Below are 10,968 nucleotides of genomic sequence, written 5' to 3' on the forward strand. Positions count from 1 at the left end.
CCCCCAGGGCGCCGGCGACGGCCACGAAGACCGGGCGGAGGCCGCGGGCCCGGACCGCCGCGGCGATGGCGGCGGGGCCGACGGCCGCGCCCGGGACGACAGCGACGACGACGGTGCTCATCTCTCACCTGACTCTGTGTCGGACAACCGGTAGACCTGGTCCTTGAGCTCCTCGATGCGCCGGTGGTCGCGGTGGATCGCGTCCGCGGTCCCGGCGCACTGGAAGATCCTGAGCGTGCTGGAGTAGAGGTCGACGGTCGGCCGGATCCGGTCCCCGGGCCCGAGCTTCAGGTTCAGGCCGAACACGCTCTCCAGCCCGGCGATCCGCCGCACCGCCCGCTCGTCGACGCTCTCGACCACGCCCGACAGCGTGGTGGAGGTCGTGCAGCAGACGGCCTCCTCGAACTTGTGGTAGCCGCGGCCCGCGTACTCGGCGGCGAACCGCTCGGGCCGCAGGTACGCGAGCGCGCTGAGCGTCGCCTGGTTGGCGCCGGTGCAGCGGTCGTGGAACCCGGGGTGCATGTTCCCGGCGATCCGCGAGCCGACCTCCACCAGCGCCGGCCCGTCGGCGGTGACGATCACCTCGGCGTGGCTCGGCCCGTGGCGGACCCCCAGCGCGGCGAGCGCCCGGTCCACGTAGTCGGTCAGCTCGGCCGCCGGCGGCTCGGCCGGCGACAGCAGGCGCTCGCGGTCGTAGATGTTGCGGCCCGAGGGCAGCAGGCGCTTCTGGTACTCCCACACGCCGCACACGTAGCGCCGGCCCTCGTGGGAGACCATGTCGACGACGTACTCCGTCCCCTCCAGGTAGGACTGGACGAGCGCCTCGCGGTTGGGCGAGCCGTAGATCGTCTCGGTGTCCAGGACGGCCTTCGCCGCGGACCGCACCTGCTCGGCGTCGGCGCAGACGACGACCCCGTCGCCGGCGGCGGAGTCGAGCGGCTTGACGACCACCGGATAGCGCCCGGCGCGCTGCGCCCAGTCCACCAGGGCCTGCGGGTCGCCGCTCTTGAACTGGTCGGCGCAGTGCAGGCCGGCGGCGCGGAGCACCTCGATCATCCGGTACTTGTTCCGGCGGGCCTCGGAGAGCTCCGTCCCGTTGGTCGCCAGGCCCAGCCGCTCCGACAGCCGGTCCGCGAGCAGCACGCCCGGCTCCTGTCCGGCGAGCACGCACACCGGTGCGTACCGCGCCAGCTCCGCCACCGTCCGGTCGAGGTCCTCGTGGACGATGTTCGCCCGGTAGACGGTCAGGTCCGGGGCGGGCATGGAGGGCATCAGCCCGGGGGTGCTCTGGACGTGCACCAGGTCCGCACCCAGGGCGGTGAACTCCGGTGGCAGGTAGCCGCCGGAGGTGTAGGCGTCGACCAGTACGGCGACCGGCCTGAGCTGTGACAACGTTCCTCCTCGTCATGTCGGTCGGACGAAGCCCGCCGGGCGGACGGCCTCAGCGCGGAAGCCTCTGCGGCGTGCTCCTCCGGGTGGTGCGGGGCACTCAGACCTTCTGACGGGTGGGGCGGAGCCGGATGTCGTCGAGGTGCACGTGGGTCGGGCGGCCGACCGCGAACTCGACGACCGACGCGACGTCCTCCGGGGTCAGCAGCGGCCCGCTCTCGGCGGCGACCGCCTCGAACCACGCGCTGTCGTAGCCGGCGGCGTCCTGGAAGCCCGAGCGGACGAAACCGGGCTCGATCAGGGTCACCCGGACGTTGTGGGCGCAGACCTCCTGGCGCAGCGCCTCGACCAGCGAGTGGACGGCGAACTTGGTCGACCCGTACACCGGGTTCGCCGCCGAGACCTGCCGTCCGACGGTCGAGCCGATGACCACGATGTCGCGGACCCGCCGCCCCCCGTCCAGCTCCGCCTGCCGCACGAACTCGGCCGCGGCGTCCCGGAGCTGGTGGAGGACGGCGAGGACGTTGACCTCGATCAGCCGCTCCCAGCGGGTGGGGTCCGAGCCGAGCACGGTGCCCGGCAGGCCGTGCCCGGCGCAGGCGACGAAGATGCTCGCCGCCTCCCACTCCGCCGCGGCCGCGGCCAGCAGCTCCCGCGCGTGCCCGGGCGTCGTCACGTCGCCCGGGAAGGGCCGGACCGCCCCCGGGGCCTGGTCCGACTCGGCCGCCAGGTCGGCGAGCCTCCTGCCGTCGCGGCCGGTGGCCAGCACCCGCACGCCCTGCCGGGCGAAGCGCGCGGCGATCGCGCGCCCGATTCCGGAGGAGGCCCCGGTGACCACGGCGACCCGCTTCTCGTCCATGCCTGTTCCCTGTCTGTCGTCCATGTCGGTTACCTGGTGCCCGCGGAGGGGAGTTCGCCCTGCTGCCCGAGGCCGGTGAAGAAGGCGTGCAGCCAGGAGCCCGTCACCTCGGGGAACTCCACCCCCAGCCGGGCCAGCAGCCGCCGGGTGCGGGTGTGGTCGTACCGCACGTTGCGGTCCGGTCGGCCGGCCCAGAAGTGCGCGAGCGAGAGCTGCTCCCCGCCGTCGCCGAGGTAGCGGCCGAACAGCTCCGCGAAGCCTTCCGCCCCGTCCTCGGCCAGGGCGTACCCCTGGTCGCGCAGGACCGTGAAGAGCCGCTCGTAGGACACCTCGTGGTGGGTGTCGAGGTGGAAGGTGCCGCCCCGCACCCGCGCGCTGCGCGAGATCTCCAGGATGCCCCGCGCCACCACGTCCACCGGGCTCAGCGCGAGGGTCAGGGCGCCGACCCGGGGCACCCGGCCGATCCGCACCGACGCCCGCAGCAGCTGGACCAGCCGGTTGTCGCCGCCGTTGCGCTGGAAGCGGCCGGACACCGAGTGGCCGCTGACGTTGCCGGAGCGGTAGACGAACGCGCTGCCGCCCTGGGTGGCGAAGCCCTGCACGAGGCGCTCGGCGTCGTACTTGCTGCGCTCGTACTCGTTGAGGAACTCCTGGCCGATGTCCAGGCTGTCCTCCGAGAAGACGGCCGGCTCGCCCGGCGCGCCGCCGCCGCAGACCGCGAGCGTCGAGACGTAGTGCAGGTCCTTGGGCCGGCCGGTGGTCGCCAGCCGGATCATCGCCCGCACCGGCTCGGTGTTCTGCCGGTCGAACGACTCGCGGTCGCCGAACAGCCTGGTGTCGGCGGCCAGGTGGTAGAGCGCCTCCGCCTCGTGGCACAGCCGTCGGTAGTCCGGCTCGGCGAGGCCGAAGTCCGGCTCGGCGAGGTCGCCGGCCAGCACGGTGAGCCGGTCGGCGTACGCGTCGAGGCGACCGTCCGGGACGTACCAGGCGTAGGCGTCCGCCAGGCGCTCGGCGGGTGTCCGGCCCTCCTTCGCGCGCACCAGGCAGACCACCTTCGACCGGGTGCGGGTCAGCAGGAGGTCGAGCAGGTGCGCGCCGATGAAACCGGTCGCGCCGGTGAGCAGGACGGTGCCGTACTCGCGGACGGACCCGGCGGGCGGCTCGCACTCCAGGGCGCCCGGCACCTGGGCGAGGAGCCCGGTGCTCGATCCCGACTCCAGCACGAACCGGCCGTCGGCGGGCGGGAGCCCCGCGCCGCGCAGCAGGTGGTCGCGGGTGGCGCGGGCCAGGTCGAGCATCCGCTCGGGGTCGTGGCGCGCGGGTGTGTAGGAGAGGTCGGCCACCAGCTGCCCGTCGTGGACGCGCGCCGTGAGCTTGAGGCCGTAGCCGCGGTCGTTCTCCGGGCCGCGGACCGGCCCCACCCGGTGGCGCGAGGGCCGCAGGTGCAGGTCGTCGCCGAAGGGCAGGGCGAACGGGCCGAGGTAGTTGAAGCAGACGTCGGCCCGCTGCGGCTGCTCGTGCAGGCCGTAGGCGACCCCGAGGGCGGGCACCTCGGCCAGGGCCGCCGCCGCGGACTTGCCGGTGGCGGCGAGGTCCCCGGCGACGGTGCGCACGCTGACGGGGAACGTCGAGGTGAACCAGCCCACCACGCGGGAGACTTCGAGTGTCTCGTCGAAGCAGATCCGGCCGTGGCTCTCCACGTCCGCGACGAGTTCGTCCGTGCCGAGCTGCTCGGTGAGCGCCTGGGCGAAGGCACCCAGCAGTGCCGCGTGGGCGGGGATGCCGGAGCGGGCCGCGGCCTCGGTCAGGGCGGCGCTCTGCGCGCGCGACAGCCGGAACCAGAGGGCCTGGGCGTCGCCCTCGCGGTTGTCGCCGGGGGCGTCGGGCCGTGGCGCGACGGCGGGCAGCCGGGCCAGGGAGTCGAAGTGCGCGAGGTCCCCGCGCAGTTGCGCGGCCCGGTCGCGCAGGTGGGTGGCCCACTGGCCGAAGCCGGTCGGGCCGGGGGCGGTGGTGGGCTCGCCGCCGCGCAGCCGCTCGCTGTAGCAGCGGCTGAGGTCGCTGACGACGATGCGCCAGGAGACCGCGTCGATCGCCAGGTGGTGGCAGATCAGCAGCAGTTCGGCCCGGCCGTCGCCGAGGAAGAGGTGCACCTTGAAGAGGTTGCCGTCCGCGATGCGGATCTCCCGCTGGAGGGCGGCCGCGACGTCCCGGACGGTCCGGGCGGCCGGGCCGTCCTCCTCGGGCAGCCGGGACCAGCTGAACGCGTCGGCGGGATCGACGAGTTCGCGCCGCCGGCCGTCGGCTCCCGGGCGGAACGCGGTGCGCAGCATGGGGTGCAGGCCCACCACGTCGGCGACCGCGGCGGCCAGCTCGGCCGGCCGCGGCGTGCTGTCGGTCTCCAGCAGCAGGGCCTGGTTCCACTGGTCGGGCTGGGCGAACTCCTGCCGGAAGAACCAGGTCTGGGCGGGGGAGAGCGCACGGTCGTCCGCGACGACCCGGGCGGCGGACGCGCGGCCGTGGTCGTCGCCCCCGCGGTCCTCCCGCAGCCGGGTGGCCAGGGCGGCCGCCGTCGGCTCGGCGAGGAAGGCCGCGGCCGACACCCGGTAGCCCTTGGCCTGGAGGTCCGCGATGACCTGGATGGCGTCGATCGAGCTGCCGCCGGCCTGGTCGAAGTCCTGGTCGACCGCGAAGTCGCCGTGGCCCAGGTGCCGTTGCCAGGAGGCGAGGACGTCGGCGAGCACCGGGTCGCCGCCGTCGGCGGCGGGGTCGGACGGGCGGGGCGTGCGCTCGGCGAGCCGTGCTTCGAGCAGCTCCCGGAGGGCGGCCTGGTCGGTCTTCCCGTTGGCGTTGCGCGGGAAGGCGTCGAAGGCCTCGATCCGGTCGGGGACCATGTGCGCGGGCAGCAGCTCCCGCAACTCCCGTCGCAGCACGGCCGGTTGGATCGCCGGACGGCCGTCGGCGGCCGGCACCACGGCGGCGACCAGCATCGCCCGGTCCCTGGTGAGCAGGACGGCCACCGCGTCGGCGACCGCCGGGTGCCGGCGCAGGCCCGCCTCGACGTGGCCGAGTTCGATCCGGTACCCGCTGACCTTGACCTGCCGGTCGCCCCGGCCGAGGAACTCCAGCACGCCCCGGGAGTCGGCGCGCACCCGGTCGCCGGTGCGGTAGGCGCGTCCGAGGGCCGGGTCGAGCCGCGCGAGGTCGTCCGTGAAGGCCGCCGCGGTGGCCTGCGGGTCGTCCCGGTAGCCGAGCGCCACCGACGGGCCGGCGATGTACAACTCGCCCACCGCGTCCCGGTCGTGGAAGGTCCCGTCGTCGGCGCGGACCAGGAGCCGGGTGCGGCCCAGCGCGGTGCCGATGGGCACGGAGGCGCCGTCGAGGGCGTCGAGGTCGCTCGCGGCGGTCAGCCGGTGCGCGGCGACGCCCACCGTCGCCTCGGTGGGCCCGTAGTGGTTGACGAGGTTCCGGGTGACACCGGAGTCGAGGATCCGGCGGGCCAGCGGCAGCGCCAGCAACTCCCCGCCGAGCAGCAGGAAGCGCAGCTCGGGCCGGGTCGTCCCGTCCTGCCCGAAGGCCCGGAAGACCACGCTCCAGTGCGAGGGGGTGGTCTTCAGGACGTCCACCCGGTGGTCCTGGAGGTAGCGCAGGAGCGCCGCCGGGTCGCGCCGGGTGGCGTCGTCCACCAGGTGCAGCGTGCCGCCGGTCCACAGCGGGAGGAACAGGCAGGTGTTGCCGAGATCCGCGGCGAGCGTGGTGACGTGCGCGTAGGAGAGCGGTTCGGTGATGTCGAGCCGCTGGAGCAGGGACTCGGTGTAGTGCCGGATGTTGGCGTGCGAGACCTGCACGCCCTTGGGCACCCCGGTGGAGCCCGAGGTGTAGAGCACGTAGGCCGTGTCGTCGTCGGCGGGCCCGGGTTCCGTAGGCCCGTCGGCGGGGGCCGGCGGGGGCACGAGGCCGCCGCCGGCCTCGTGCCCGTCCGCCACCCGCAGTCCGGACCGGCGCAGCTCGCCGTGGTGGCGCGGCTCGGCGAGCACGAGGTCGGGGGCGGCGAGGGCGAGCCGGTTCGCCCCCTCGGCGACCGGTTCGGTGGGCTCGACGAGGGTGAAGGCCGCGCCGGCGCCGAGGACCGCCAGCTGGGCGACCACGGCGTCGGCCGTGCGGTCGAGATGGATGCCGACCAGACAGCCGCGACCGATGCCCGACGCCCGCAACAGGTCCGTCAGACGGTCCGCCCTGGAAGCGAGTCGGGCGTAGGTCAGACGTTCCCGACCCACGACGACGGCCGTTCGATGCGGGTGGGTTCGCGCGTGTGCGCGGACGAGCGCCGGGAGCATGCCGAAGTCCTCTCTGCGTGTCGACGGTCGATTCGAAGGCTGTGGCGGGAGCGGCGTCAGCTCCAGTAGACGAGCGGTTCCTTCGGGCCCTTGGTGGCGATGAACGCGGCCGCGCCGACCCGGTGTTCGTCCTCGCCGCTGGTCACCGCGTGCAGCATCCGGGGGCTGAAGATGATCAGGTCGCCGGCCTCGGGGTGGATCACGTGGACCGGGGGCTCCACGGAGTCGGGCTGCAGGCCCTCGACGTCGAGGATCGTCGCGGTCTCCTCCGGGGTCGGCTCGCGCAGCCAGAGGTGCAGGTCGCCGCCCTTCTTCGGGACCTGGAGGTAGACGTTGGCGACCAACTGGTTGAGCACGCCCGCGATTTCGGGGGCGTCGGTCTCCTGGTCGATCGCGTCGTTGTGCGGGTAGAACTTCGAGGTCGAGGGCTGGAAGACTCGGAAGGCGCCGACGAAGCAGGCCCGCTCGCGCAGCCGCAGCAGGTTGGCGCCGGCCGGCCACAGTTCCTGCAGCTCCAGGCGCACCCGGTCGATCGGCGAGAGGTACGGGTGGAACATCGAGCGGACGTCCTCGATGGCCGGCAGGGCGCTGTCGTGGTACTGCTTCGTCAGCTCGGCGTCCCACTTGGTGTCGATGTGCGGCATGTACACCCGTCCGACACTGCTGGTGTACTGCTTGTGGTAGTGCCCGAGCGCCTGGTGGTTGATCGCCTTCTGGGCGACCTGCTCGGCGATCTCGACGGGGTAGTAGCCGCGTACGTGGATCGCGCCGATCTCGCGCTCGGCCAGCTGGAGCAGGGTCCGGGCGGTGAGTTCGGTGGCGATCTCGTTCGTTGCCGACCTGACGACGTGCGCGGTGGCGGTCATGAGCGTGCTCCTGGGAAAGCGACGGGACAGGACTGTGCGCGCGCCTCCGGCGTTCAGCGGGGCGTTGGTGCGGTGGAGGCGTCGGAGGGGCCGCCGGCGGTGCCGTGACGCGTGAGCGGCACGGCGGACACGTCCGGCGCGGGTCTCGGCCGCGAGGACGCGTGGAGCGGCACGAGGAGTGGAACGGGCGGTCGGCCGCGGGGGCGTTCGGAGCCCTGGTTTCCGCCGCGTCCCTCCGTTCCGTGACACCGGGCCCCCGGTGTCAGCGCTCGATCACCGTACCCCAGACAATGTGACAGTACAATGTCATGTTGTCCGAAGGGGCTGTGATCAGCCACTGGTGACGGATGGTCAGCAGTTCACGGACGGGACCGGACGGCGGGCGGTGGCGTGCCCGGGCCGGCCGGTGCGTAAGGTGGGTCCGCCGATGATCGTCCGCATGCCGGGAGGCCTCATGACCAGCACGCCAGCCGCCGACGCCCCGCTCCCGGTCGGGGTGATCGGCCTCGGCGACATCGCCCAGAAGGCCTACCTGCCGGTGCTCACCGCGCTGCCCGGGCTCGACCTGCGGCTGATGACCCGGGACGCGGCCAAGCTCGACCGGCTCGGCGAGACCCACCGGATCGCCCCCGAGCACCGCTTCACCGACCTCGGCGCGCTGATCGGCAGCGGCATCCGCGCCGCCTTCGTGCACGCCGCCACCGACCAGCACGTCCCGATCGTCGAGCAGCTGCTCACCGCCGGGGTGGACGTCTACGTCGACAAGCCGCTCGACTACACCCTGGACGGCGCCCGCCGCCTGGTCGACCTCGCCGACCGCACCGGCCGCTCGCTGATGGTCGGCTTCAACCGCCGCTACGCGCCCGGCTACGCCCAGGCCAAGGAGCGCCCGCGCGACCTGATCGTGCTCCAGAAGAACCGCGAGGGCCTGGCCGAGGCGGCCCGCACCCTGGTGTTCGACGACTTCATCCACGTCGTGGACGTACTGCGGTTCCTGGCCCCCGGCGAGATCGAGCACGTGGACGTCCGCGCCCGCACCCGGGACGGGCTGGTCGAGCACGTGGTGCTCATCCTCGGCGGCGAGGGCTTCACCGCCCTCGGCATCATGAACCGGGTCTCCGGCTCCACCGAGGAGGTGCTGGAGGTCTCCGGCGGCGACTCCAAGCGCGAGGTGCACAACCTGGCCGAGGTGGTCGACCACCGCGGCCAGCCGACCGTCCGCCGCCGCGGCGACTGGGTGCCGGTGGCCCGTCAGCGCGGCATCGAGCAGTGCGTGCTCGCCTTCCTGGCGGCCGTCCGCGCCGGGCGCACCCTGGACGCCCACGACGCGCTGCGCACCCACGAGCTGTGCGAGCTGGTCGTGGAGCGGATCGAGGCTTCCTGGGAGTCCACTGGGAGCGGGCTGTGAGAAACCCGGGCTGAGCGGCCGTCACGTCACCTGCGGGGAACCGTCCGTTCACCGTCGGGGTCTTGTCGGGGCATTTTCTACGCGCGTATCTTGAGGGGCGCCGCGGGGGGCGGGAGACCGTCCTCCGCTTCTTCGCCACGCGAGCAGCGCGCGCCCGACGCGCGCCTCCGCCCGGACCGCCGTGCCACGACCGTGCCGCACGACGGAGCTAGGAGCCCTGCCCCGGTGACCACCGCCCCCGCCTCCCGCCCCCGCAGAACCCTGCTGCGCGCCGCCCTGATCCCGGCCACCCTGGCCGCCTCGCTGGTGCTCGTCCCGCTGCCGGTGGCGAACGCCGCCGCGCCCGCGACCCCGGCCCCGACCGAGGCCGGCCCGCTGCGGATCCACGACATCCAGGGCAGCACCCGGATATCCCCGCAGGCCGGCAAGCCCGTCACCGGAGTGCCCGGCATCGTCACCGGCGTGCGCGCGTACGGCAGCGTCAAGGGCTTCTGGCTCCAGGACCCGAACCCCGACGCCGACCCGGCCACCAGCGAGGGCATCTTCGTCTACACCGGCGGCAACCCGACCGTGCAGGTCGGCGACTCGGTGCTGGTGAGCGGCAAGGTCACCGAGTACTACCCGAACTACAGCGGCGGCTCGCAGTCCATCACCGAGATCACCGCCCCCGGCATCACCGTCCTGTCGGCCGGCAACCCGCTGCCCGCCCCGGTGGTCGTGGACACCCGCAACATCCCCGGCACCTACGCCCCGCCGGCCGGCCCGGACGGCTCCATCGACGGCGGCACGCTCCAGCCGGAGAAGTACACCCTCGACTTCTACGAGTCGCTGGAGGGCATGCTCGTCCAGGTCAAGGACGTCCGGGTGGTGCAGGCGACCGACAAGTACAACGAGCTGTGGGTCGCCGCAGACAAGCAGGACCAGCGCAGCAAGCGCGGCGGCCTGCTGTACGAGTCGTACAAGGAGCCCAACGTCGGCCGGCTGATGATCCAGCAGCAGGCCCCGGTGAACCAGCGGCCGTTCCCGGTCGCCAACGTCGGCGACGAGCTGACCGGCACCACCACCGGCCCGCTGGACTACAACAACTTCGGCGGCTACACCCTGGTCGCCGGCACCATGGGCACCCTGAAGGACAACCACCTCCAGCGCGAGGTCACCGCCCAGGCCGGCGACCGCGAACTCACCCTCGCCACCTACAACGTGGAGAACCTGGCCCCGGGCAACCCGGACGCCAAGTTCGCCGAGCTGGCCCAGGGCGTCGTCACCAACCTGCGCTCGCCCGACATCGTCGCCCTGGAGGAGATCCAGGACAACAACGGCAACAAGAACGACGGCACGGTGGACGCGAGCCAGACCGTCGCCAAGTTCATCGCCGCGATCAAGGCGGCCGGCGGCCCGGCCTACGACTGGCGCTCGGTCGACCCGCAGGACGGCAAGGACGGCGGCGAGCCCGGCGGCAACATCCGCCAGGTCTTCCTGTTCAACCCGCAGCGGGTGTCCTTCACCGACATCCCCGGCGGCAGCGCCACCACCGCCGTCGGCGTGACCGGCACCGGCGCGGGCGCCGCGCTGACCGCCTCGCCCGGCCGGATCGAGCCGAACGACGAGGCCTGGACCAACAGCCGCAAGCCGCTGGTCGGCCAGTTCTCCTTCCGCGGCAAGAAGGTCTTCGTCATCGCCAACCACTTCAACAGCAAGGGCGGCGACCAGGGCATCGACAGCCGCTTCCAGCAGCCGACCCGCAGCTCCGAGGTGCAGCGGATCAAGCAGGCCACCGTCGAGCAGTCCTTCGTCGCCAAGCTGCTGGCCGCCGACAAGGAGGCCAAGGTCGTCTCCCTCGGCGACTTCAACGACTACCAGTTCTCGCCCGCGCTGGCCGCGCTCACCAAGGACGGCGTGCTGCGCGACCTGGTGAACGAGCTGCCGGAGACCGAGCAGTACTCGTACGTCTACCAGGGCAACTCGCAGGTGCTGGACCACATCCTGGTCAGCCCCGAGGTCGGCTACGCCAAGTACGACGTGGTGCACATCAACGCCGAGTTCGCCCAGCAGGCCAGCGACCACGACCCGCAGGTGGTCCGCATCAAGCCGTAGTCCGGGCACCGGTTACGC

6 protein-coding genes are annotated in these 10,968 nt (G+C 73.2%); 2 read left to right on the forward strand and 4 right to left on the reverse strand.

The features are described from left to right. Positions 1 to 117: 117 nt before the first annotated feature. From ACFU7Z_RS26725 to ACFU7Z_RS26740, 4 genes are all read right to left on the reverse strand, one after another. On the reverse strand, positions 118 to 1,392 hold the full coding sequence (locus ACFU7Z_RS26725; RefSeq protein ID WP_049650440.1) for an ATP-grasp domain-containing protein: 1,275 nt from the start codon (positions 1,390 to 1,392) through the stop codon (positions 118 to 120). Between the two features lie 97 nt (positions 1,393 to 1,489). Beyond that, positions 1,490 to 2,272 (reverse strand): SDR family oxidoreductase, encoded by a 783-nt coding sequence (locus ACFU7Z_RS26730; protein WP_234348280.1) that lies wholly within the window; start codon positions 2,270 to 2,272, stop codon positions 1,490 to 1,492. A 5-nt stretch (positions 2,273 to 2,277) separates the two neighbouring features. Continuing rightward, complete coding sequence (locus tag ACFU7Z_RS26735) at positions 2,278 to 6,582, reverse strand: amino acid adenylation domain-containing protein (protein ID WP_380780169.1); 4,305 nt, start codon at positions 6,580 to 6,582, stop codon at positions 2,278 to 2,280. Between the two features lie 56 nt (positions 6,583 to 6,638). Further along, positions 6,639 to 7,448, reverse strand: coding sequence for a 2OG-Fe(II) oxygenase (locus ACFU7Z_RS26740; protein WP_049650437.1), 810 nt, complete (start codon positions 7,446 to 7,448; stop codon positions 6,639 to 6,641). 454 nt (positions 7,449 to 7,902) lie between these two features. On the opposite strand from ACFU7Z_RS26740, the gene ACFU7Z_RS26745 reads away from it, so the two are divergent. Together ACFU7Z_RS26745 and ACFU7Z_RS26750 are read left to right on the forward strand one after the other, a co-directional pair. Then, positions 7,903 to 8,856, forward strand: coding sequence for a Gfo/Idh/MocA family protein (locus ACFU7Z_RS26745; RefSeq protein WP_074003849.1), 954 nt, complete (start codon positions 7,903 to 7,905; stop codon positions 8,854 to 8,856). 225 nt (positions 8,857 to 9,081) lie between these two features. Further along, on the forward strand, positions 9,082 to 10,950 hold the full coding sequence (locus ACFU7Z_RS26750) for an endonuclease/exonuclease/phosphatase family protein (protein WP_079272341.1): 1,869 nt from the start codon (positions 9,082 to 9,084) through the stop codon (positions 10,948 to 10,950). Positions 10,951 to 10,968 lie beyond the last annotated feature (18 nt).

This window comes from Kitasatospora sp. NPDC057518 (genome assembly GCF_042802075.1).
Taxonomy (GTDB): domain Bacteria; phylum Actinomycetota; class Actinomycetes; order Streptomycetales; family Streptomycetaceae; genus Kitasatospora.

Excerpts from the sequence above, each read along its gene's own strand:
- ACFU7Z_RS26745 (WP_074003849.1), top strand. The coding sequence starts at position 7,903 with ATGACCAGCACGCCAGCCGCCGACGCCCCGCTCCCGGTCGGGGTGATC.
- ACFU7Z_RS26740 (WP_049650437.1), bottom strand. The coding sequence starts at position 7,448 with ATGACCGCCACCGCGCACGTCGTCAGGTCGGCAACGAACGAGATCGCC.
- ACFU7Z_RS26730 (WP_234348280.1), bottom strand. The coding sequence starts at position 2,272 with ATGGACGACAGACAGGGAACAGGCATGGACGAGAAGCGGGTCGCCGTG.
- ACFU7Z_RS26735 (WP_380780169.1), bottom strand. The coding sequence starts at position 6,582 with ATGCTCCCGGCGCTCGTCCGCGCACACGCGCGAACCCACCCGCATCGA.